General features: G+C 74.1%; 20 protein-coding genes. 9 read left to right on the forward strand and 11 right to left on the reverse strand.

Annotated features, from left to right (window positions below; all coding sequences use genetic code 11):
- Nucleotides 1-37: 37 nt before the first annotated feature.
- From ACFVGS_RS14255 to ACFVGS_RS14275, 5 genes are all read right to left on the reverse strand, one after another.
- Complete coding sequence (locus ACFVGS_RS14255) at nt 38-1219, reverse strand: ROK family protein (protein ID WP_384412445.1); 1182 nt, start codon at nt 1217-1219, stop codon at nt 38-40.
- Between the two features lie 208 nt (nt 1220-1427).
- Nucleotides 1428-2072, reverse strand: coding sequence for a class F sortase (locus tag ACFVGS_RS14260; RefSeq protein WP_384412273.1), 645 nt, complete (start codon nt 2070-2072; stop codon nt 1428-1430).
- 139 nt (nt 2073-2211) lie between these two features.
- Nucleotides 2212-2877 carry a hypothetical protein gene (locus tag ACFVGS_RS14265; protein ID WP_384412270.1) on the reverse strand — a complete coding sequence of 222 codons (666 nt, stop codon included), beginning with the start codon at nt 2875-2877 and terminating at the stop codon, nt 2212-2214.
- 185 nt (nt 2878-3062) lie between these two features.
- A complete protein-coding gene (locus ACFVGS_RS14270; RefSeq protein ID WP_385692599.1) occupies nt 3063-4781 on the reverse strand; it encodes a serine/threonine-protein kinase in 1719 nt (572 codons plus the stop codon).
- Nucleotides 4782-4851: 70 nt separating this feature from the next.
- Nucleotides 4852-5796, reverse strand: coding sequence for a beta-ketoacyl-ACP synthase III (locus ACFVGS_RS14275; protein ID WP_384412265.1), 945 nt, complete (start codon nt 5794-5796; stop codon nt 4852-4854).
- Nucleotides 5797-6000: 204 nt separating this feature from the next.
- Between ACFVGS_RS14275 and fdhD the strand changes: the two genes are divergently transcribed.
- A complete protein-coding gene (fdhD, locus tag ACFVGS_RS14280) occupies nt 6001-6840 on the forward strand; it encodes a formate dehydrogenase accessory sulfurtransferase FdhD (RefSeq protein ID WP_384412262.1) in 840 nt (279 codons plus the stop codon).
- A 147-nt stretch (nt 6841-6987) separates the two neighbouring features.
- Here the strand turns inward: fdhD and ACFVGS_RS14285 are convergent, their stop codons facing one another.
- The 3 genes from ACFVGS_RS14285 to ACFVGS_RS14295 all read right to left on the reverse strand — a co-directional run bounded on the left by ACFVGS_RS14285 (nt 6988) and on the right by ACFVGS_RS14295 (nt 8483).
- On the reverse strand, nt 6988-7371 hold the full coding sequence (locus ACFVGS_RS14285) for a (2Fe-2S) ferredoxin domain-containing protein (protein ID WP_384412259.1): 384 nt from the start codon (nt 7369-7371) through the stop codon (nt 6988-6990).
- The gene (locus ACFVGS_RS14290; protein ID WP_384412256.1) at nt 7368-7889 is read right to left on the reverse strand and encodes an isochorismatase family protein; all 522 of its coding nucleotides are present in this window, start codon (nt 7887-7889) and stop codon (nt 7368-7370) included. Before ACFVGS_RS14290 ends, ACFVGS_RS14285 begins: the two co-directional genes overlap by 4 nt.
- A 114-nt stretch (nt 7890-8003) precedes the next feature.
- Complete coding sequence (locus ACFVGS_RS14295) at nt 8004-8483, reverse strand: MarR family winged helix-turn-helix transcriptional regulator (RefSeq protein WP_385692600.1); 480 nt, start codon at nt 8481-8483, stop codon at nt 8004-8006.
- A 132-nt stretch (nt 8484-8615) separates the two neighbouring features.
- Between ACFVGS_RS14295 and ACFVGS_RS14300 the strand changes: the two genes are divergently transcribed.
- Entirely contained in the window at nt 8616-9545 is a 930-nt protein-coding gene (locus tag ACFVGS_RS14300; protein WP_385692601.1) for a zinc-binding alcohol dehydrogenase family protein, read from the forward strand.
- On the opposite strand, the gene ACFVGS_RS14305 is transcribed toward ACFVGS_RS14300, so the two are convergent.
- A complete protein-coding gene (locus tag ACFVGS_RS14305; RefSeq protein ID WP_385692602.1) occupies nt 9499-10653 on the reverse strand; it encodes a bile acid:sodium symporter family protein in 1155 nt (384 codons plus the stop codon). The two genes, ACFVGS_RS14300 and ACFVGS_RS14305, sit on opposite strands and share 47 nt — an antisense overlap.
- Nucleotides 10654-10750: 97 nt before the next feature.
- Between ACFVGS_RS14305 and ACFVGS_RS14310 the strand changes: the two genes are divergently transcribed.
- From ACFVGS_RS14310 to ACFVGS_RS14335, 6 genes are all read left to right on the forward strand, one after another.
- A complete protein-coding gene (locus ACFVGS_RS14310; protein WP_384412442.1) occupies nt 10751-11815 on the forward strand; it encodes a LysR family transcriptional regulator in 1065 nt (354 codons plus the stop codon).
- Between the two features lie 337 nt (nt 11816-12152).
- Nucleotides 12153-13982, forward strand: a complete 1830-nt coding sequence (locus ACFVGS_RS14315; RefSeq protein WP_385692603.1) for an AMP-dependent synthetase/ligase — start codon at nt 12153-12155, stop codon at nt 13980-13982.
- A gap of 112 nt (nt 13983-14094) precedes the next feature.
- On the forward strand, nt 14095-15360 hold the full coding sequence (locus tag ACFVGS_RS14320; protein WP_385692604.1) for an ABC transporter substrate-binding protein: 1266 nt from the start codon (nt 14095-14097) through the stop codon (nt 15358-15360).
- Nucleotides 15361-15373: 13 nt separating this feature from the next.
- On the forward strand, nt 15374-18502 hold the full coding sequence (locus ACFVGS_RS14325) for an ATP-binding cassette domain-containing protein (RefSeq protein WP_385692605.1): 3129 nt from the start codon (nt 15374-15376) through the stop codon (nt 18500-18502).
- On the forward strand, nt 18499-19284 hold the full coding sequence (locus ACFVGS_RS14330; RefSeq protein ID WP_384412236.1) for an ABC transporter ATP-binding protein: 786 nt from the start codon (nt 18499-18501) through the stop codon (nt 19282-19284). Before ACFVGS_RS14325 ends, ACFVGS_RS14330 begins: the two co-directional genes overlap by 4 nt.
- A gap of 100 nt (nt 19285-19384) precedes the next feature.
- Nucleotides 19385-20179: an aldo/keto reductase gene (locus ACFVGS_RS14335; RefSeq protein WP_385692657.1), complete on the forward strand. Its 795-nt coding sequence runs from the start codon at nt 19385-19387 to the stop codon at nt 20177-20179.
- Between the two features lie 149 nt (nt 20180-20328).
- Here ACFVGS_RS14335 and ACFVGS_RS14340 read toward each other — a convergent pair whose 3' ends face one another.
- On the reverse strand, nt 20329-21318 hold the full coding sequence (locus tag ACFVGS_RS14340) for a class I SAM-dependent methyltransferase (RefSeq protein ID WP_385692606.1): 990 nt from the start codon (nt 21316-21318) through the stop codon (nt 20329-20331).
- A gap of 120 nt (nt 21319-21438) precedes the next feature.
- Nucleotides 21439-22389 (reverse strand): helix-turn-helix transcriptional regulator, encoded by a 951-nt coding sequence (locus ACFVGS_RS14345; protein WP_385692607.1) that lies wholly within the window; start codon nt 22387-22389, stop codon nt 21439-21441.
- A gap of 39 nt (nt 22390-22428) precedes the next feature.
- On the opposite strand from ACFVGS_RS14345, the gene ACFVGS_RS14350 reads away from it, so the two are divergent.
- On the forward strand, nt 22429-22917 hold the full coding sequence (locus tag ACFVGS_RS14350) for a hypothetical protein (protein ID WP_385692608.1): 489 nt from the start codon (nt 22429-22431) through the stop codon (nt 22915-22917).
- Nucleotides 22918-22947 lie beyond the last annotated feature (30 nt).

A 22947-nucleotide genomic window follows, 5' to 3' on the forward strand; every position in this document is an offset into this window, starting at 1 on the left:
GCCGCTTACGGGCTTACGGGGTACGGGGGACGCGGGATTACGCCGGTGAGAAGACGTGGTCGCTGATGAGGCGGGCCGCGCCGATCACGCCGGCGGCGGGTCCCAGTTCACCGAGGACGATGGGCAGGTTGCCGGTGGCCAGCGGGAGGGACTGGCGGTAGACCTGGGTGCGGACACTGGCGAGGAGGTTGTGACCGAGGCCGGTGACACCGCCGCCGATCACCACCAGACCGGGGTTGAAGAAGCTGACGAGTCCGGCGATGACCTGCCCGACCCGGTTGCCGCCCTCACGGATGAGGGCGAGCGAGGTGGCGTCACCGGCGGCCGCGGCCGTGGCGACGTCGACGGCGGTGAGCCGGCCGGCCTCGGCGAGGCGGCCGGCGAGTTCGTCCGACCGGCCGGCCCGTGCCGCCTCCTCGGCGTCGCGGGCCAGGGCGGCACCGCCGAAGTGGGCCTCCAGACAGCCGGTGTTGCCGCAGGCGCAGGGGCGGCCGTGGGGATCGACCTGGATGTGGCCGATGTCCCCGGCGCTGCCCGTCGTACCGCGGTAGACGTCTCCGCCGACGACGATGCCGCAGCCGATACCGGTGCCGATCTTGACGCACAGGAAGTCGCCGACGGAGCGGGCGACGCCCGCGTGCTGCTCACCCATGGCCATCAGGTTCACGTCGTTGTCGACCATGACCGGGCAGCCGAGTTCCTGGCTGAGTGCCTCCCGCACGGGGAAGCCGTCCCAGCCGGGCATGATCGGCGGGGCGACCGGGACGCCCTCGGGGAAGCGGACGGGCCCGGGGACGCCGATCCCGGCGCCGTCGAAGCCCTCGGCGAGGCCCGACGCGCGCAGCTTCGCCGCCATGGCGAGGGCCTGTTCGAAGACCGCGACGGGCCCCTCGCGGACGTCCATCGGGTGGTTGAGGTGCCCGAGCACCTCCAACTCGGCGTTGGTGACGGCGACATCGATGGAGGTGGCGCCGATGTCGATGCCGAGGAAGCGGAGTTCGGGCGCGAGCCGGATGTTGTGCGAGCGCCGCCCGCCACGCGAGGCGGCGAGCCCGTCCGCGACGACGAGTCCGGTGTCGAGCAGACGGTCGACCTCGACGGCGAGCTTGGAGCGCGAGAGGTCGATCTGATCGCCCAGCTGCGCACGGGAGTTGGGCCCCCCGTCGCGCAACAGCCGTAGGAGTCGCGCCTGGTGGGCGTTGGCAGGTCGTGCCGTCATGCGTCTCACGCGCCCCTCCCTTGACCGTCTTCGCGGAAGCTCCGCGTCGGGCTTTCGAGGGGAACGTAGCAGCGGGGTCCCGGGGTGGGAAGAAGTCGTGCACGAATCCGCGCCGACTTTTTCCCGGAAGTGGACAAAGAAGGGTTCGGGTTCGGGAAAGGGCCCGGTACGGCAGCAGGGGCGGGGGCAGGTGCGGGGGCGGGGCCACTCAACGGACCTCGGTCAGGCGGGCGAAGACGACGACGTTGCTCTCGTAGCCGCCGTCCGGTGAGTAGCGGCCGCCGCAGGTGATCAGCCGCAGTTCCGGGCTGCCCGTGGAGCCGTAGACCCGCTCGGCGGGGAAGCCGGTCCCCTTGGGGACGACCTCGACTCCGTACACGGTGAACACCGCCGTCCGCCCGTCGGCGCGGGCGACCTCGACCCGCTTGCCCCGGGCCAGCGCACCGAGGTCGTAGAAGACGGCCCTGCCGCCGGGCGTGTCGACGTGGCCGACGACGACGGCGGTGCCCCGCTCCCCCGGCGTGACCGCGCCGGTGAACCAGCCCGTCAGGTTGCGGTCGTCGGGCGACGGGGCGTCGATCCAGCCCTCGGCGTCCAGGCCCACGCGGGTCACCGGGGCGTCGATCCGGACGGCCGGCACGCGGACCCGTACCGGCGGCGAGGCGTTCAGCGGGGCGGGCACCGCACCGGTGGCGGCATGCGACAGGGCGGGCGCGGCGGCCGCGAGGGGCTGGGGAGGGCCGTCGGCCCGCAGGTCACCGGTCCCGTCGCGGACCAGGTGCACGCCCACCAGGAGGACCACGGCGATCACGCCCCAGGCGCCGCGCCGCCCGTGCCCGTACGACCCCTCCACGTGCGTCCCGCCCTCTCCTCGTCCCGCCGACCCGGCTGTTCGTCCCCGCCGGCCCGGCCCGCGGTCGTGTGGCGCCCCTCCGACCCGGACCTCGTCACACCGGGGCGGAGGGGCTGTCTCGGTCCCCCTGGGCGCCCCGTCAGCGCTGCGTGGTGTCGGCGGGTTCGCGGCGGCGCATCAGGGCGACGGCCGAGCCGAGCGCCCCGGCGATGAGCACCGCTCCGGTGACCATCTCGGTGGTGCCGACGCCGTCGGAGCCGAAGCCGGCCTTCACGCCCTTGTGGGCGCCGGTGGTGGGGTCGGTGTGGTGGCCGCCGCCGCCCGCGATGGTGAGCGTGGTGGTGCCGCGCTCGCCCTTGCAGTCGAAGGTGACCTCGTACTGGGCGCCGACCTTGGCGTCGAGGTCGACGGTGGCGGTGCCCTCGTGGCCTTCGCTCAGGGTGACGGTGTCGAAGACCCCCGACTCGACGGTCACGGTGGGCACTTCACAGCCGTCGGACTTGAGCGTCACGGTGCCGCCGGGGGCGACGGTCCGGGGCGTCACGGAGAAGCCGAAGGACGTGATGCCGTGCCCGGTGCCGTCCTTCGGGAAGTCGCCGCCGTCCTTCGGGAAGCCGTCGGCGTCCTTCCCGGAGTCGCCGTCCCTCGGGAACTCGGTGACTTCCTCGGGGAAGCCGGTGTCCTGCTTCGGGAAGCCGCCGCCGTCCGGGAGGCCGTCGTCGTCCGCCAGGGCCGAGGGCGCCGCCAGGAAGAGCGGGACGGCGGCGATCGTGGCTGCGGTAGCTACGCGTATCGCGCGGCGCATGGCGGTCCTCCAGATCACGCGAGGGCGGACGCGGAGGGTTTCCGCGGACGTCCGGGCTGCAGACCCTCGCCGCGTTCGAAGCTAGGCCCGCCCCGACGCCCCCGCCACCGGGCTCCGCCGATCGGGTCACACCCGGGGCCGGGAGCACCGCGGGCCGGGGGGCGGAAGCGCCGTTCCCTCCCGCGTCAGGTCGTCGGCGGAAGCGTGTTCCAGCCGCGGGTGATCTCCTCGTGGAGCGAGCGCGCGTCCGGCACCGTGTGGCCGGGGCCCTCGGTGAGGAGGGCGAGGAGGGCCGTGCCGTCGGCGGGGCGGTCCGCGGGGCGGGTGCGGAGGGCCTGCCGTACGGCCGCTCCGAGGGCCGGAGCGACGGCGTCGACGGCGGCGAGTGCGGCCGGGTCCGGGGTGCCCTCCGTGATCCGTCGGTACGCGGCGCCGATGCCGGTCGCGGCGAAGGGGCTGTCGCCGTGGGCGGCGCAGACGACGCAGCAGGCCCACGCCCACACGTCGGCGGCCGGTCCCGCGGGTCCGTCCTCGAACTGTTCCGGTGCCATGTAGCCCAGCGTGCCCGGGGCGGCACCGGTCGCCGTGAGCCGCGTGCGGTCGACGATCGTCGCGATGCCGAAGTCGAGCAGGCGCGGCCCGGCGCTGGTGAGCATGACGTTGCCCGGCTTGAGGTCGCGGTGGACGAGTCCGAGCCGGTGCACCGCGGCCAGTGCCGCGGCGAGCGCGAGCGCGAGGGAGCGGAGCGCCTCGGGGCCTCGGAGCGGGCCGCGTTCGCGCAGGTGGCGGTCGAGCGGCCGGCCGTCGAGCAGTTCCATGGCGAGGTACGGCCGTCCCTCGTCCACGCCCGAGTCGAGCACCCGCGCGGTGTAGGCGCCGGACACCATGGACAGCACCTCGGACTCGCGTTCGAAGCGGCTCAACAGCTCGGTGTTCCCGAGGAGTTCCGGGTGGATGGTCTTGAGGGCGACCTGGGTGGCGGAGCCGTCCCGCCGGGCGAGGTAGACGGTGCCCATGCCGCCTGCCCCGATCCGGCCCAGGAGCTGGTACGTGCCGATCCTCCGCGGTTCGTGCGCGGCGAGATCCCGTACGACGGCCGGCGCGGGGGGCGCTCCCGGCGCGTCGGGCGCTCCCGGCGCGGGGCAGGCGGCCGGCACGAACCCGGGAGCGGCCGGGGCGACTGCCGATGTGACGGGCGGGGCGGCGGCGGCCGTCGGGGCGGCGTGCGCCGCGGCGGCGGCCGGGGCGAAGGCGGGCATCGGCGGCGCGGGCCGGGCCGCTTCGACGGGCGGATGACGGCGGCTCGTCAGGAGCGCGACGGCATGGAACACCAGGAACGCGGCCGTCGCCCCGACCGGCAGCACCACCACCGTCAGCACCAGCTGCAGCAGGAACCCGCCGATCACCCGCAGGCGGGTCCGGGAGGAGAGCCACAGCTCCTCGGGCATGCCGGCGGTCAGCAGGTTCTTCTGCGTCAGCACCCACAGGACGGTGGACAGGACGCAGAAGGCGAGCCCCACGTAGAGCGCGTCGTAGGACAGGCCGTGGTGGCCCGAACTCGCGAACTCCAGGAACAGACTGCCGAGGTCGACGGGGTTGCCGGCGGCCCCGGGCCAGAGCGCCACCGACAGCTCGTGCTGGAAGTCGATCGGCTCGGCGACGTTGGCGAGGAGGGTCAGCAGGCCGGCGCCGAACGTCACCATCAGCGCCCGCTCGAAGAACGGCGCCGCCCAGTCCGCGCCGCCGGACCGGGCGCCCGAGAAGGCCGCCGCCTCGCGTTGTCTGACCGCGCGCTGCGTGCGCAGCAACAGGGGCAGCAGGGCCAGCCGGACGACCAGCGCGCCGACGACGAGGACGAGCCAGGCGGTCCCTGACGTGGACGCCTCTTCCGCAGCCTTGACCATCTCTCCCCCGTCCGGCGGCTCCGCGACGCGCTGGAGTATAGGGGACGCCGCCGTGGCGGCCCGGGCCGTGCTACGGGATCAGGACGACCTGGCCCGCGTACGACAGGTTTCCGCCGAAGCCGAAGAGCAGTACCGGCGCTCCGGACGGGAGTTCGCCGCGTTCGACGAGCTTGGCGAGGGCGAGCGGTACGGAGGCGGCGGAGGTGTTGCCGGAGTCGACGACGTCCCGGGCGACGACGGCGTTGACCGCGCCGATCTTCGCGGCGAGCGGCTCCACGATCCGCAGGTTGGCCTGGTGGAGCACGACTCCGGCCAGGTCCTCGGGGCGGATGCCGGAGCGCTCGCAGACCTGCCGGGCGAGGGACGGGAGCTGCTGGGTGGCCCAGCGGTAGACGGTCTGGCCCTCCTGCGCGAAGCGCGGCGGGGTGCCCTCGATGCGGACGGCGTGGCCCATCTCCGGGACCGAGCCCCACAGGACGGGGCCGATGGCGCCGGTGTCGGTGTCGGTGGCCTCGACGACGGCGGCGCCCGCGCCGTCGCCGACCAGGACGCAGGTGGTGCGGTCGGTCCAGTCCGTCACGTCGGTCATCTTGTCGGCGCCGATGACGAGCGCGCGGCGGGCGGCACCGGCGCGGATCGCGTGGTCGGCGGTGGCCAGGGCGTGGGTGAAGCCGGCGCAGACCACGTTGAGGTCCATGGTGGCGGGCGAGCCCATGCCGAGGCGGGCGGCGACGCGGGCGGCGGTGTTCGGCGAGCGGTCGATCGCGGTGGAGGTGGCGACGAGGACGAGGTCGATGTCGGCGGCGGCGAGCCCGGCGGCGGCGAGGGCCTTGCCGGCGGCCTGCGCGGCGAGTTCGTCGACCGGCTCCTCGGGTCCTGCGACGTGCCGGGTGCGGATGCCGACCCGGCTGGTGATCCATTCGTCGCTGGTCTCCACGAGGGCGGCCAGGTCGTCGTTGGTGAGCACCTTGGCGGGCTGGTAGTGCCCGAGCGCGGCGATGCGAGTGCCCGTCATCCCGGGGACCCCCTCGGTGGTTCGATTGCGGCAGGAGGACCCAGTCTTGTCAGCGACTGATGGGTAACCGGTGACGTAAACCACCAAGATTCACCCGAAGTGCCTGTTCGACCGTGACAAGAGGAGAATGGGCCGGTCAGGCCCCCTGGGGGGCGTTCCACGGGGACAGATGCGTCCCGCACGGACAGAAACGGTGCAGCGACCATGGGACGGGTCACGGAGCGACGGCGTGTGGTGCGCGTGCGGGGCGCGGCGGTGAACACGCGGCCGGACACGCTGGTGGCGGAGGAGCCGCTGGAGATCCGGCTGAACGGACGCCCGATCGCCGTCACCATGCGCACGCCCGGCGACGACTTCGCGCTCGCGGTCGGCTTCCTGGTGAGCGAGGGCGTGCTCGCCGCGGCCTCGGACGTGCGGAACGTCGTGTACTGCGCGGGCGCGACGGCGGACGGCTCGAACACGTACAACGTGGTGGACGTGCAGCTGGCGCCGGGGGTGGCCGTCCCCGACATCACGCTGGAGCGGAACGTCTACACGACCTCGTCGTGCGGGCTGTGCGGCAAGGCGAGCCTGGACGCGGTGCGGACGACGGCCCGCTTCCCGATCGCCGACAACCCTCCGCTGCGGCTGACGCCCGGACTGCTCGCGGCGCTGCCGGAGCGGCTGCGGGCGGCGCAGCGGGTGTTCGACCGGACAGGTGGGCTGCACGCGGCGGCGCTGTTCTCGGAGGACGGTGAACTGGTCGACGTACGGGAGGACGTGGGCCGGCACAACGCGGTCGACAAGCTGGTGGGCCTCGCCCTGCGGGAAGGGCGGCTGCCGCTGGAGCGGTCGGTGCTGCTCGTGTCGGGGCGGGCCTCGTTCGAGCTGGCGCAGAAGGCGGTGATGGCGGGCGTCCCGGTGCTCGCGGCGGTGTCGGCGCCGTCCTCGCTCGCGGTGGACCTGGCGCTCGAGTCGGGTCTGACGCTGGTCGGCTTCCTGCGGGGGCAGGACATGAACGTGTACGCGGGTGAGCACCGGATCGCGCTGGGGACGCCCGGCTAGGGCGTCTGCACGGGACCGGGCCGGGTGAAGGAGCGGCGTCCGGCAGGTGTGCCGGACCCGGCCGTGATCCGGAAGACGCCCACCAGGGCTGTCCGGCGGCCGCTCGTCGCCGGTGCGGGCCGCCGGAGACGGGCCCTGGTGCTGCGGCTAGTTCTTCGGCGGGTCGATCATCTGGAGTTCGAGCGTGGCCGGCGGCGGGGCGATGCCGGGGCCGCCGGCGGCGGTCCAGGCGAGGATGTCGTCGAGGCAGTCGTCGTCGGCGCTCCAGCCGATCCAGGCGGCCCGGCCGCCGCGGCGGCGGCCTTCGGTGGAGGGCTGGACGACGAGGACGTTCGCCTGCGCGCAGGGCCCGAGGCAGTCGCTGGTACGGAGGAGCAGCCGGCCGCCGGAGGCCGCGGCGGCCTCACGGAGCCGGGTGAGCTGTCCGTCGTGGTCCTGGCCGGGGTTCTTGCGGGCGTCGCCGCAGCAGCAGCCGCGGCAGACGACGAGGGAGCAGGGGCGGGCCCCGTACCGTATCGGCACCCGGTTCACTCGGCGCCGCCCAGGGTGATCGCGGCGGCCGGTGCGACGGTGCCGAGGCGCGGGAAGTCCAGCTGGACGGAGGCGCGGTGCTCGTCGGCGGTGAGGGCGGTCATGGCGTCCTCGGCGAAGACGAGCTCGTAGCCGAGGTCGGCGGCGGCGCGGGCGGTGGACTCGACGCCGAGGTTGGTGGCGATCCCGCCGAACACGAGGGTGGTCGCGCCGTGCTTCTGGAGCAGGTCGTGGAGGCCGGTGCCCTGGAAGCCGCCGATGGTGTTCTTGACGACGGTCTCGTCGCCGGGGTGCACGAGGCCGGCGACGAGTTCGCTGCCGGGCGGCTGGGTCTCGACGCCCGGGCGTTCGACACGGATGTGGACGACGGGCGCGCCGGCGTCGCGGAACGCGGCGGCGAGGCGGCCGGCGGTGCCGAGGACGTCGGCGCCGGAGCGGGGCGCGAGGGGCAGGGCGACGATGCGTTCCATCAGGTCGACGAGGACGAGCGCGGTGCGGCCGGGATCGAGTGCGGGCATGGGAGCACCGTATCGGCCCGGTTGATCATCGCGGGGCGGTCGGGGATGTGATCCCGCCAACGGGTCGAGGGGCCCGTCTCCCGTGATCCGCCGCGCGGACCCCCGGGCGGCGCGTCACTGCCGCGGAGTGGCCTCCTGGGTCGCGGGCTCGTCGGGAGTGAAGGCGACACGGCGGAGCAGGGCGAGGAACTGGACGCGTTCGTCGGAGGACAGCGGCGCGAGGAGTTCCTCGTTGGCGCGGTCGGCGAGGCGGCGGCAGCGGGCCAGGAGGCGGCGGCCTTCGGCGGTGGCCGTGATCGCGTTCTTGCGCCGGTCGGCGGGGTCGGGCTCGCGGCTGATGTAGCCCTCGGTCTGGAGCTCGTTGAGCACGCCGACCATGTCCTTGGGGTCGATGGCGAGGCTGCGGCCGAGTTCGGCCTGTGCGACCGGGCCGCGTTCGGCGACGGCGGCGAGCACCGCGTGGTGCCACATGCGCATGCCCTCGTCCGCGAGTGCGGCGGCGACGAGGCCGCGGCCCCGGGCGGCGGCGCGGCCGAGGACCCAGCTGGGAAGGTCGGCGATGAGCCGCGGGGCGGGCGGGGTATGGGCGGCCATGACCGGAAGTCTACGCCGGATCCGAGGAAATCGTTGGACACCCCCACGGTCGCGCTCTAGGGTTCAGATCGTTGGTGTTCCCCATGAATTCGTCGAATCCGATGGTTCTCCCGGCTTCTGGAGGTGTCGCGCGTGCGGCGTGTGCGTCATACGGTCAACGGCGGTCCCGAGGTCCTCTTCGTCGAGGACGTGCCCGCTCCCGAACCCGGCCCCGGCGAGCTCCTCGTCCGGGTCGAGGCGATCGGCGTCAGCCTGCCCGGTGTACGGCGGGTGCGCTCGGACGGTGAGGCCCGGCCGCTCGGCGGCGAGGTGGCCGGCGTCGTGACGGCGCTCGGCCCCCGGACCTCCGATGCCGGGTTCGCCCCGGGCGACCGGGTCACCGGGATCTGCTTCGGCCACGGCTACGCGGAACAGGCCCTGCTGCGCACCACGATGGCCTCGCGCGTGCCGGACGGCGCGACCTCCGAGGACGCGGTCGCCCTGGTCCGGAGCGGCCTGGTAGCACGCGGCACGCTGGCCGCCGCCGAGCTCAGGCCCAGCGAATCGGTCCTGGTCACGGGCGCGGCCAGTGGCGTGGGGCAGCTCGCCGTCCCGCTGGCGAGACTGCTGGGCGCGCGGCGGGTCGTCGCGGCGGCGAGCGCACCCGAGAAGGCCGCGTTCCTGCGCGCGCTCGGCGCGGACGAGGTGGTCTCCTACGGCCAGGAATCCTGGGGCGAACCGGTGGACGTCGCCGTCGACGCGGTCGGCGGCGACCTGCTCCCCCGCGTCGTGGCCGCACTCGATCCGGGCGGCCGGCTCGTGGCGTACAGCTCGGGCGGCGGCACGATCCAGGCGCACGACCTGCTGTCCGGCGGCAAGTCGGTCATCGGCTTCCAGATGGCCCACCTGGCACGGACCCGGGCCGCCGACTACGCGGCCTGGCGCGACGAACTGTGGGCGCTGCACGCCGCCGGGCGGTTGCGGCCCGCGATTCACGCGCGCGTGCCGCTGGCGCAGGCGGCCGAGGCGCACGCGATCATCGAGCGGCGGGAGAACCTGGGGAAGGTCGTCCTGGTGCCGTGACGGCGACCGGCGACGGCGCCGCCGCTGCGGACTGCTCCGCGACCGCGACCCCCTCCGCCTCCGCCTCCGCCTCCGGGTCCCCGGCACGTCGACGGGCGATCACGGCACACACCATCAGCTGCATCTGGTGGAACAGCATCAGCGGCAGCACCGCCAGCGAGGCGTGCGCGCCGAAGAGGACGCTCGCCATGGGCAGCCCGGCGGCCAGGCTCTTCTTGGAGCCCGCGAACTGGATCGCGATCCGGTCCGACCGGCCGAAGCCGAGCCGCTTCGCGCCGTACCAGGTCAGGCTCAGCATCGCCGCGAGCAACATCGCCTCGACCACCATCAGCAGCCCCAGCCGGGCCGGCGTCACGAGCTGCCAGACGCCGCGGTTCATGCCCGCGCTGAAGGCCGTGTAGACGACGAGAAGGATCGAGCCGCGGTCGACGTAACCGAGCACCTTCTTGTGGCGGAGCAGGAATCCGCCCAGCCAGCGGCGCAGCAGCTGTCCGGCGAGGAACGGGACGAGCAGCTGGAGCACGATCTTGCCCAGCGAGCCGGCCGACAGGCCCCCCGCGCTGTTGCCGAGCAGCAGCGCGGCGAGCAGCGGGGTGAGGACGATGCCGGCCAGGGAGGAGAAGGAGCCGGCGCAGATCGCGGCGGGCACGTTGCCCCGGGCGATCGACGTGAAGGCGATCGAGGACTGGATGGTCGACGGCACCAGGCACAGGAAGAGGAAACCGCTGTAGAGGTCCGGCGTGAGGACCGTCGGCACGAGGCCGCGCGCCGCGAGACCGAGCAGCGGTAACAGCAGGAACGTGCAGGCCAGGACGGTGACGTGGAGCCGCCAGTGCTTCAGTCCGTCCAGCGCCTCCCGGGTGGAGAGGCGCGCCCCGTAGAGGAAGAAGAGGAGCGCGACGGCTCCCGTCGCCGCCCCGTTCGCGACCGTCGCCGCCGCCCCGGAAGCGGGCAGCAGCGCGGCGAGGCCGACCGTGGCGAGCAGCGCCAGGATGTACGGGTCGATCGGCAGCCAGGCCGGCAGGAGGGGCCTGCGGGGGCCACGGCTCGCACGGAATGTGCGCGCCGTGCGAGACGGCCGGGACGTGCGGGACGCGCGGGAACTCATGCGTCCATCCTGGTGCACGGCCCGGCGATCGGGAATCCCGTACAGCGCACTGACTGTCATCACGAATCGCGATAACGTCGTCACCATGCCCGCCCCGTTGTACGAGCCGAGCCAGCTGCGGACCTTCCTCGCGGTCGCGCAGACCCTGAGCTTCACCCAGGCCGCGCGGCGGCTCGGACTGCGGCAGTCCACCGTCAGCCAGCACGTGCGGCGGCTGGAGGAGGCGACCGGCCGGCCGCTGTTCACCCGGGACACCCACGGCGTCGAGCTGACCGAGGACGGCGAGGCGATGCTCGGCTTCGCCCGCTCGATCCTGGAGGCGCACGAGCGGGCGGCGGCCTTCTTCACCGGCACCCGGCTGCGCGGCAGGCTCCGCTTCGGCGCGTCGGAGGACTTCGTCACCACCCGGCTGCCGGAGATCCTGGAGGCCTTCCGGCGAGAGCATCCCGAGGTGGACCTGGAGCTCACGGTCGAGCTGTCCGGCACGCTGCAGGCGCGCCTGGAGGCGGGTCGGCTCGACCTGATCCTGGCGAAGCGGCGCGGCCGGGAGGGCGGGGAGCGGTCCGGCGGAGAAGGCACGGACGGCGGAGAAAGCGGAGAAGGCGGAGAAGGAAAAGCAGGCGAGAACGGCCGAGCGGGCGGGGGCGTGCGAGAAGGCGGGAGCAGCCGAGAGGACCGGGGCGGTCGAGAGGGCAGGGACGGCCGAGAGGGCAGGGACGGTGGCGGTCCGGACGGGGGCGGCGAGCTCGTCTGGCAGGACGTCCTCGTGTGGATCGGCGCGCCGCGGCTGCGGCTCGACCCGGACCGACCGGTGCCGCTGATCGTCTTCCCGCCGCCGGGCATCACCAGGGCGCGGGCCCTGGAGGCGCTCCAGGCGCAGGGCCGGCCGTGGCGGATCGCGTGCACGAGCACGAGCCTGAGCGCGAACGTGGCGGCGGCCCGGGCCGGGCTCGGCGTGATGGCGCACACCCGCGGCCTGATCCCGCCCGGACTCGTCGAGGTACCGGCCAGGGCCGGGCTGCCTGAGCTGGGCGCGGTGGACTTCGTGCTGCGCAAGGGGCGGCGGCGCGGGGCGACCCAGGACGCGGCCGACGCGCTCGCCGCGGCGATCCTGGCGGGCGGCGACCGGTTGCACCGGCCGCGCGGGGCCGTGCGGGGCTGACGATGCTTGCGGGGCTCCCTGCGGGCCGGTCCGTGGGCCGGCCTGTGGGTCTTCGCGCGGGCCACGGCGGACCCTCCGATCGGTCGTGACCGGCCCTCCCGATCGCGCCGCCGCCGTGATCGCCTCGTACAGATTCCGTGGAGATTCCGGCCACCGTGGCTTACCGGCGGTTCGGCAACGGCGGCCGGGAGGCTCGCACTTGCCTCCTCTCCTGTCGCTGACCTGTGCATATGCCCAATGTCCCGGCTTGGTGAAGGCCCTCCCGCCCGGCTGCGCGGTGGGGTAGTTTCACCCGCGCCGTACGAGCGCGACGTCGAGCGGGCGAGGGAGCAGGTCAGTGCGTGAGTTCACCGTGCCGCCCGTCGCGGCGGCGCCTCAGGTCGGCGGTCTGGCCGACGCCGTGTTCGACCTCGCCGAGAAGGATCCCGACCGGATCACGCTGGGCCGCAAGGGCGCGGACGGGCAGTGGCGGGACGTGTCCGCGGCCGGGTTCCGCGACGAGGTGCTCGCGCTCGCGAAGGGGCTGATCGCGCAGGGTGTGCGGTTCGGCGACCGGGTCGCGATCATGTCGCGGACCCGCTACGAGTGGACGCTGTTCGACTTCGCGCTGTGGACGCTCGGCGCCCAGCCGGTGCCCGTCTACCCGACGTCCTCGGCCGACCAGGTGCTGTGGATGCTGCACGACGCCGAGGTCACGGCCTGCGTGGTGGAGCACGAGGACCACGCGATGACGATCGGTTCGGTGATCGACCGGCTGCCCCGGCTCCAGCGGCTGTGGCAGCTGGACGCGGGCGAGGGGGCGGTCGCCGAGCTGATGGCGGCGGGTGCGGACATCGACGAGGACGTGGTGCACCGGCACCGCAGGGCGGTGACGCCCGAGTCGGTGGCGACGGTGATCTACACGTCGGGGACCACCGGCCGCCCGAAGGGCTGTGTGATCACCCACGCCAACTTCATGTTCGAGACGGAGATGCTGGTCGGCCGGTGGGAGTCGGTCTTCCACTCCCGGCCGGGCGACGAGGCGTCCACCCTGCTCTTCCTTCCGCTCGCGCACGTCTTCGGGCGGATGGTGGAGGTGGCCGCGGTGCGGACCGGGGTGAAGCTGGGGCACCAGCCGGTGCTCGCCGCCTCCGAGCTGCTGCCCGATCTGCAGGCCTTCCGGCCGAGTTTCGTGCTCGCCGTGCCGTACGTCTTCGAGAAGGTCTTCAACGCCGCGCGCCGCAGGGCCGAGTCGGAGGGGAAGCGGGGGCCGTTCGACAAGGCGGTGGAGGTGGCGGTCCGGTACGCGGAGGCCATGGAACACAAGGCCTTCGGCATCGGCCCGGGTCCGTCGGCGGGCCTGCGGATGCAGCACCAGTTCTTCGAGAAGACGGTGTACGCGAAGGTGCGGGAGGCGCTGGGCGGCCGGGTGCGGCACGCCATGTCGGGCGGTTCGGGGATGGACCGGCGGCTCGGGCTGTTCTTCGAGGGCGCGGGCGTGACGATCTTCGAGGGTTACGGCCTGACGGAGTCCTCGGCGGCGGCGACGGCGAACCCGCCGGAGCGCACCAAGTACGGCACGGTGGGTCAGCCGGTGCCCGGCACGACGGTGCACATCGCGGAGGACGGGGAGGTGTGGCTGCACGGCGACCACGTCTTCTCCGGCTATCTGAACAATCCGCAGGCCACGAGCGCGGTCCTGAACGACGGGTGGCTGGCGACCGGGGACCTCGGGATGCTCGACGAGGACGGCTATCTGACGATCACCGGGCGGAAGAAGGAGATCCTGGTGACCTCGGGCGGCAAGAGCGTGGCGCCGGCCGGCCTGGAGGAGCGGGTGCGGGCGCATCCGCTGGTGGCGCAGTGCATCGTGGTCGGCAACGACCGGCCGTACGTCGCCGCGCTCGTCACCCTGGACCAGGAGGCGGTGGAGCACTGGCTGGCGATGCAGAACCGGCCGCCGCTGCCGCCCGCGGAGCTGGTGCACGACGCGGCTCTGGAGACCGAGATCCGGCGGGCGGTGGTGGCGGCGAACACCAAGGTCTCGCAGGCGGAGTCGATCCGCACCTTCCGGATCCTGGCGCATCCGTTCAGCGAGGAGCACGGGCTGCTCACGCCGTCCCTGAAGCTGAAGCGGAAGGCGATCGAGCAGGCGTACGCGGGCGAGGTCGAGGCGCTGTACCCCTGACAGCCGCCACTCCCAAGCCTCCTGACGCACCATCAAGTGACGGTGCATCAGTTATTGACGGTTCATCAGGCCGGTCACAGAATGCGGTCACCCGACGGAGGGATGACCGACCGTGTCCAGAACGCTCCGCACCCTCGCCGCAGCGGCAGCGGCGCTCTTCCTCGCCACCGCCTGCAACTCCGCCTCCACAGGCGGCACTTCGGCCAAGCCCGGCATCTCGGGCGGCACGGTACGGGGAGTGACCGCCGACACGGTCAAGGTGGGCGGGATCGTCTCCATGACGAGCGCCAGCGGCTACTCCAAGAAGGACACCGACCTCGGCGCCCGGGCCCGCTACGACCGGGCGAACGCCGAAGGCGGGATCAACGGCCGCCGGATCGAGTACCTCGGCGCCGAGGACGACGGCCAGGACCCGGCGCGCAACCTCGCCGCCGCCCGCAGACTCGTCCAGCAGGAGAAGGTCTTCGCCGTCGCCCCGATGAGCTCGGTGACCTTCGCGGGCGCCGACTTCCTCGACTCGCAGGCGGTGCCCACCGTCGGCTGGGGCACCCTGCCCTCCTTCTGCGGACCGAAGCACATCTACGGCTTCAACGGCTGTCTGGTCCCCACCCCCGGCGGCACCCTCAACCAGACCTGGCCCGAGGGCCTGGCCACCGTCCTCGGCGGCGCGAAGGGCCGCTCGGTCGCCCTCATCGCGGGCGACAACGACGCCGGCAAGTTCGGCATTCGCACCTTCACCCAGGGCTTCAAGGCGGCCGGTTTCGACCTCGCGTACGCCAAGGCGTCCGTGCCCGCCGGTTCCGTGCCGAGCGACTGGTCCGCGTACACGAAGGAGATCCTGCGCTCCGGGCCCGGCGGCAAGGCGCCCGTCGCCGTGGTGTCCGTGATGCAGACCCCGTACAACATCGGCCTGTTCACCGCCCTCAAGCGGGCCGGGTACCAGGGCGTGCTGTCCGACCCGACCGACTACGACCCCGGACTGCTCGCCAAGGACGCCACGCGGCAGGCCCTCGACGGTGTGCTCGTGCTGCTCCAGTTCCAGCCCTTCGAGGCGGACAGCCCGGCGATGCGGCAGTTCAAGGCGGACATCAGGAAGGCGGCGGGCAAAGAGGTCCCCCTGAACATGCACATGCTGACCGGATACATGTCGGCCGACCTCTTCCTCGCCGTCGCCGCCAAGGCCGGCAAGGACCTCACCGTCGAGTCGTTCCAGAAGGCGGCGAACGGCTTCTCCGACACCGGGACCCTCGTCGGCGACCGGGCCGAGCCCAAGGGCCAGAAGGAGAGCTTCGGCTGCGGCGCGCTCGTCCGGCTGACCGGCGGGCGGTACGAGGTGGCCGTACCGTTCCGCTGCTATCCGCCGATCCCGTTCCGGTGAGGAGCGCGGTGCCGTGGGTGACCTGCTCGGCTTCGTCCTGAGCGGTCTGGTGTCGGGTGCGCTGTACGCGCTGCTCGCGACCGGACTCGTGCTCTCGTCCGCCGCCTCCGGGCTCTTCAACTTCGCGCACGGGGCGACCGCCTATCTGTGCGCGCTCGCCTTCTACGAACTCCACTCCGGCTTCGGCTGGCCCGCCGTGCCGACGGCGCTGCTGCTCGTGCTGCTCGTCGCGCCCGGTCTCGGCTGGGTCCTGGACCGGCTGATGTTCCGCAAGCTGGCCCGGGTCGGCGAGACCGCCCAGATCACGGCCACGATCGGTCTGCTCGTCGCGCTGCCCGCGGCCGGGCTGTGGGTGGTCGAGGTCCTGGAGCGGGCCGGGGCACCGGTGAAGCCGGCCGAGAACCAGTTCGGACTGCCGGGTGTCGGGCCCAGTCCGGCCGTTTCCTGGCAGCCGTTCGCAAGCCTCGGCATCGACGGCGTCGGCGTCGGCGTCGACTCCGACCAGCTGATCACCTGGCTGGTCACCGCCGCCGTGGCGGCCGGCCTCTGGGCGCTGCTCCGGCACACCCGGCTCGGGCTGCGGCTGCGGGCCGCCGTCGACAACCGCTCGCTCGCCGAACTCCGGGGCGTGGACGCCGACCGGCTGTCGTCCGTCGCGTGGATGCTGTCCTCCGGACTCGCCGGACTCGCCGGTGTCCTCGCCACCCCCCTGCTCGGGCTCTCCGCGCACGACTACACGCTGTTCCTCTTCGTGTCGGCGACGGCGGCGGTGCTGGGCCGCTTCGCCTCCGTGCCGCTGGCCTTCGCGGGCGGACTCGGGCTCGGCGTGGTGCAGAACCTGGTGGCCGGGTACGCGAGCTTCGCCGAGGGCGTCACCGGCTTCCGTACCGCCGTGCCCTTCCTGATCCTCTTCGCCGGGCTCGTGCTGCTCGCCCGCCGGGAACGGGTCGCGGGCACCGCGGCCGCCGACCCGCCGCCCGACGACCGGCTCGCCGGCCTCGGACCGGCGCGGCGGTGGGGGCCGTGGGCGGTGGCGGCGGTGCTGCTCGCCGTCGCCTTCTACACCCTCACCACGCCGTTCTGGAGCGGCATCCTCACGCAGGGCCTGGCCGTCGGGCTCGTCTTCCTGTCCTTCTCCGTGGTCACCGGGCTCGGGGCGATGGTGTCGCTCGCCCAGTCCACGTTCGTGACCGGCGCTGCGCTGGTCGCCGGGCTGCTGATGAGCCGCGGCTGGCCGTTCGCGGCGGCGGCGCTCGCCGGTACGGTCGTGGCGGCGCTGCTCGGCGCGGTGGTGGCGCTGCCGGCGCTGCGGCTCGGGGGCCGTTCGCTGGCGCTGGCGACCCTCGCCCTCGCCTTCCTCGCCGACCAGGTCCTGTTCCAGGTGGGATGGCTGCGCAACGGCGACACCGGCTGGGAGATCCCGCGGCCCGTCCTCGGCCCGCTCGACCTGTCCGACGACCGGGCGATGGGCGTCACGCTGGTCGTGCTGTGCGCGGCGGGCGTGGCGGGCCTGAGCCGGCTGCGCGGCTCGCGGCGCGGCCGCGCGATGCTCGCGGTCCGCTCGGCACCGGCCGCGGCGGCGGCCTCCGGGGTGTCGGTGGTACGGACGAAGCTGCTGGTGTTCGCCGTCTCGGCGGGCCTCGCGGGCTTCGGCGGGGTGCTCTACGCCTCGTACAACACGCGGATCACCGCGACCGACTTCCCGGCGATGGCGGGCCTGGTGTGGCTGGCGGTGGTGGTCGCGGCGGGCGTCCGCAGGCCGCAGTACGCGGTGGTGGCCGGGCTGGTCTTCGCGGTCGCGCCCCACCTGCTCGCGACGTACGTCACGGACTCGGCGCACCTGCCGGTCGTCCTGTTCGGCCTCGCGGGCCTGGCCCTGGCGAACGACCCGGACGGGTATGTGGCGGCGCTGCCGACGCGGTGGGCGCGGCGGCGCGGCCGGCCGGTGCCGGTCGTTCCCGGGCCCCGCGCCGTTCCGGAACCGGGGGCGGGCCCCCGGCCTCCCGCAGCGGCACCCCAGGGGCGGGTTCCCCACGCTCCTGGCGACGTCACGGGTGCCGCTTCCGCGGCGGGGGCGGGACCCGGGGCCGTGGCGGGGCCGGGACCGGGGTCAGGGTCAGGGCCAGAGCCGGGGCCGGGGTCAGGGGCAGGGCCGGGGTCAGGCCCAGAGCCGGGGTCAGGGCCAAGGCCGGGGTCAGGGCCAGAGCCGGGGTCAGGGTCAGGGCCGGGGTCAGGGTCAGGGCCGGGGTCAGGGCCAAGGCCAGAGTCAGGGCCGGGGCCAGGGCCGGGAGCCCGCTCGGACTCCCGGGCCCAGGCGGAGCCCCGTGCCGGAGCGGAGCCCGCGGCCGCAGCGGAGGCCCTGGCTGGGGCGGCGGCCCTGGCCGGGGCGACGGCCATGGCTGGGGCGGCGGCCGGTGACGGACCGGCGGCCCCGTCCCTCGCTCTCGCCCTGGAGTTCGACGGTGTACGCGCCGGGTACGGCGGCGGTGCGGACGTGCTGCACGGGGTCCGGCTCGGGGTGCGCCGTGGGGAGATCGTGGCCGTGCTCGGGGCCAACGGGGCCGGGAAGTCGACGCTGTGCCGGGTCGCGGGCGGGCTGGTGCCGGTCCGGGACGGCTCCGTACGGGTGGGCGGAGCCGAAGCGCGAGGGGACTCCGTGGTCGCGAGGGCGCGCCGCGGGGTGCGGCTCGCGCCCGAGGGGCGGGGCATCTTCGCCGGGCTCTCGATCGAGGAGAACCTGGCTCTGCAGCTGCCCTCGGCCGGGGACCGGGAGGCCGTGTACGGCCGCTTCCCGGCGCTCGCCGCCCGCCGTACGGTGGCCGCCGGCTCCCTCTCCGGCGGGGAGCAGCAGCTCCTCGCGCTCGCCCCGCTGCTCCAGCGCCCGCCGGCGGTGCTGGTCGCCGACGAGCCGTCCCTGGGGCTCGCGCCGCGCGTGGTGGACGAGGTCTTCGCGCTCCTGTCGGAGCTCAGGGCGCGGGGCACGGCACTGCTCCTGGTGGAGGAGAAGGCGGCCGAGGCGCTGGGGATCGCGGACACCGTCGCGTATCTGGCGGAGGGACGGATCGTGTGGAGCGGACCGCGCGCGGAGGCGGACGCCGACCGGCTGGCCGACGCCTATCTGGGGACGGGGGTGCGGACGTGACAGGCGAGGTTCTTCTGGAGGCGCGCGGGATCGGGGTCCGCTTCGGCGGGGTCCGCGCGCTGGACGACGTGACGGTCGCGGTACGGCCCGGGGAGATCTGCGGGCTCATCGGGCCCAACGGCGCGGGCAAGACGACCCTGTTCGACGTGGTGTCCGGCATCCGCCGCCCGGACCGGGGCCGGATCCTGCTGGACGGCGCCGACATCACCCGCCGCTCCCCCGTGTGGCGGGCCCGGCACGGGCTGCGCCGTACCTTCCAACGGCAGCAGCTCTTCGGGCAGCTGACCGTCGAGGACAACCTGGTCGTCGCCCAGGAGTGGCGACGGGGCGGCGGCCGGGCCGTCACCGCCGCCCGCCGGGCACGGGCCGCCGAGGTGCTGCGCTCCTGCGGGCTCGACCCGCTCGCCGCGACGTACGCGGGCGTGCTGCCGGTCGGGCGGGCGCGGATGGCGGAGCTGGCGAGGGCGCTCGCCGATCCGCCGCGGCTGCTCCTCCTCGACGAGCCGGCGTCCGGCATGTCGGCCGAGGAGCGCGGCCAACTGGCGGCCGTGGTGCGGTACATGGCCGGTGAGGAAGGGTGCGCGGTGCTGCTCGTCGAGCACCACGTCTCCTTCGTGACGGAGTTGTGCGCCCGGGTCGTCGTGCTCGACCTGGGCCGGGTGCTCGCCGAGGGACCGGCGGACGAGGTACGCGCCGACCCCCGGGTCCGGGCCGCCTATCTGGGGACCCGCGGGTCCGCCGCGAACGGTTCCGGGCCGGACGGAATGCGATCGGACCCGTGATCGTTGACGCTGTGAGGAGTACTCCCGACGACGTAAGGATCCACCTCTCGTGAGCACGGACAGCAAGGTCCCCTCCCTCACCCTCAACAACGGCGTCCGCATGCCTCAGCTGGGCTTCGGCGTCTGGCAGGTGCCGGACGACGAGGCGGAGGCGGCCGTGAGCACGGCCCTGGAGGCGGGCTACCGCTCGATCGACACCGCCGCGATCTACGAGAACGAGACCGGCACCGGCAAGGCACTCGCCGCCTCGGGGCTCCCCCGCGAGGAGCTCTTCGTCACGACCAAGCTGTGGAACAGCGAGCAGGGCTACGACTCGACGCTCCGCGCCTTCGACGCCTCGCTCGACAAGCTGGGCCTGGACCACGTCGACCTGTATCTGATCCACTGGCCGGTCCCGGCCAAGGACGCCTACGTCGACACCTACCGGGCCTTCGAGAAGATCCTGGCCGACGGCCGGGCCCGCGCCATCGGCGTGTCGAACTTCCTGCCCGAGCACCTGGACCGGCTGATCGGCGAGACCTCGGTCGTGCCCGCCGTCAACCAGATCGAGCTGCACCCGCAGCTCCAGCAGGCCGGGTCCCGCGAGGCGCACGCCAGGCACGGCATCGCGACGGAGGCCTGGTCGCCGCTCGGCCAGGGCAAGGGCCTCCTGGAGGTCCCGGCGATCGTGGCGATCGCGCAGAAGCACGGCCGCACGCCCGCCCAGGTGGTGCTGCGCTGGCACCTCCAGACGGGGAACGTGGTGATCCCGAAGTCGGTGACCCCGTCCCGCATCCGCGAGAACATCGACGTCTTCGACTTCGAGCTGGACGCCGAGGACCTGGCGGGCGTCGCCGCGCTCGACGAGGGCCGCCGCCTCGGCCCGAACCCGGCGGAGTTCAACGCCGGCGCCTGAGCGGCGCGCACCCCTGGGCCGACCCCACCCGGCGGGCAGCACCTGGGCGGGGAACGGGGGGCGAAGGGGAAGCGGGGCACGGTGGTCGGACCGACCGCCGTGCCCCGCCCGCGTTCCTCGCCGGGCGCCCGGCCGCCCGGGGCGCCCCGTCAGACCTTGCGCGCCGTGTGCACGGTGCGGGCGGTCAGCAGGTAGGCGTCCGGACGCCGGTGGAAGGACAGCGGGTCCGCCGGGTCGAGCAGCCGTTCGACGGCGGCGCGGTCGTCGTCCGCGAGGCGCTCCGCCAGGCCCTCCCGCAGCCGCTCGTAGTGGGCGACGATCTGCTCGCGCACGGAGTCCGGCAGCGGCGCGGGGATGTCGGAGAGGAAGCTGCGGGTGCCGCTGGGAGCGAGCCCGGCGTCCGTGAGGAGAGCAGCCCAGTCGTCGATCTCCTCCTTGCTGTCGGGCAGCGACGCCCGCATCTCGCCGAACCACTCCGCGTTGACGGCGTCGATCCGGGCCTCCAGGCCGGGCCGGCCGACGCCCGCGTTCCACGGCAGATGACGCTGCGGAAGGCCGCCCTCGGCGAGGGCGATCAGACCGCCGGGGCTGAGCAGTTCGGCGAAGGACGCGAGGGCGGCCCGCTGGTCGCCGATGTGGTGCAGGGAGTTGCTGGCCCAGACGAGGTCGGCGGTGCCGAGTTCGCCGAAGTCCTCGGGGAGTTCGGCGCGCAGGGTGGCGACCCGGTCGCCGAGGCCGCGTGCTTCGGCGCGTTCCCGGGCGAGCGCGAGGAGTTCCGGCGTGGCGTCCACGGCGACCACCTCGGCCTCGGGGAAGGCCTCGGCGAGCAGCGCGGTGACGACGCCGGGGCCGCTGCCGACGTCGAGGACGCGGCGGACCGAACCCGCCGGTACGAGGGAGGCGAGCCAGGCTGCCGCCTCCGCGTAGAGGGGGCTCTGGGTCTCCGCCTGCCGGGTCAGCAGCGGGGCCATCTCCGCCCAGTCGAGGTGGGTGTGATCGTGGCCGTGGCGGTGTCCGTGGCCCTGGCCCTGGCCCTGGCCCTTGCCGGCGTGGGTGCCGTTCTCGCTCCCGTGCCCGTGGCCCTGTGCGTGCCCGTGGCCCTGTCCGTGTCCGTGTCCGTAATGCTGGTGTGCGCTCATGGGCTCAGCGTGCGACGCCTCTGCCGGAAAGGCGAGAAAACTTGCCGGTCCGGCAAGCCCCGCCGGAACGCCCGATGGACGGCGAGCGCCGGGCGTGGTGGCCGCGCGGACCGAGGACCCTCAGGCGTAGCGGGCGGCGAGGGTGCGGACGGTCGCGGCGATCCGCGTGCGGAGGTCCTCGGGTGCGAGGACCTCCACCTCCGTGCCGAGGGCGAGCAGGGTGTCGTGGGCGTGGTCGGGTCCCTCGACGGGCAGTGTCGCCCGGGTCCAGCCGTCGGGCTCCGGGGTGCCGTTCTCGGCGAGCGCCCTGGCGGCGGCGCCGGTGAGCCTGGCGGCGCCGCGCGGGGAGATCCGTACGACGGCCTCGCCCTGGTGGAGCCGCCGGTGGAAGTCCGCCTGTCCTGCCCGCCAGTGGGCGGCGAGGTCGAAGTCCTCGGGGATCACGGCGTCCTCGTCGGTGACCGTGAGGTCGAGGATCTGGTCGACCCGGTAGGTGCGCGGTCCCGGCCCGGCGACCAGGTACCAGCGGCCCGCCTTGAGCACCAGGCCGTACGGTTCGAGCCGCCGGTCGACGTCGGTGGGCTCCTTCCAGCGCCGGTAGCGGACGGCGAGGACGCGCCCGGTGCGGACGGCCTCGGCGACCTGCGGCAGGAACGGCGCCTCGGTGTCCTCCGCGTACCAGCCGGGCGCGTCGATGTGGAAGCGGGTCCGCAGCCGGTCCACGTGTTCGCGCAGCGGGGCGGGCAGCGCGGCCCGCAGCTTGAGCTGGGCGTCGGCGAAGTGGCCGCCGAGTCCGAGCTCGTCGGCGGCGGCCGGCAGCCCGGCGAGGACCAGGGCCTCGGCCTCCCGCGCGTACAGGCCGGTGAGCTTCGAGCGGTGTCCGGCGAGCAGCTGGTAGCCGCCGCGGTGCCCGGCGTCCCCGTAGAGCGGGACTCCGGCGGCGTGCAGCGCCTCGACGTCGCGGTAGACGGTGCGGACGGACACCTCGAGCTCCTCGGCGAGCCGGGCGGCGGTCATCCGGCCGTGGGTCTGGAGGAGCAGCAGGATCGACAGGAGCCGGCTGGATTTCACTGACACACGATGTCAGTGAAGTGTTCCTACAGTCCAGCCATGGCTTTCGACGAGAAGTACCTCCTCGCGCTCCCGCCGGTCGCCGTGGCCGGCCGGCGGTTGAAGCGCTACCACGTCACCGACGACCCGGCGGGAATCGAGCCGGAGGTGGAGAAGGCGGCGTACGCGCTGCTCCCGGAGCTCCTTCCGGAGCCGGACGGTACGCCTGCGGCGGGTTTCGTGGTGCTGCACCGGGGCGGCGACACCGGCGCGTACCTGAACGCGTACAGCTGGGTGTGGGACAACGTGCTCCACTTCGCGGGCGCGGCGGCGGGCCAGCCGGCGCTCGACTGCCCGGACCTGGATCCGGCGCACTTCGTCCGGATCCCGCCGGGCGAGCGGAACTGGATCGGCTGTGTCTGGGAGCTGGCGCCGCTGACGTACGAGCGGGACGCCTGGGTGCGGCACGTGCTGACGCCGGACGTCCCCGACCTGGACGGCTACCTCGGGGACGCGCTGGCGACCGGGACGACGGGGGCGGGCCTGTGAGGGGCGACGGCCTCGGCTTCCCGGACGGCT

The sequence above is a fragment of the Streptomyces sp. NPDC127114 genome (assembly GCF_042677525.1).
Taxonomy (GTDB): domain Bacteria; phylum Actinomycetota; class Actinomycetes; order Streptomycetales; family Streptomycetaceae; genus Streptomyces.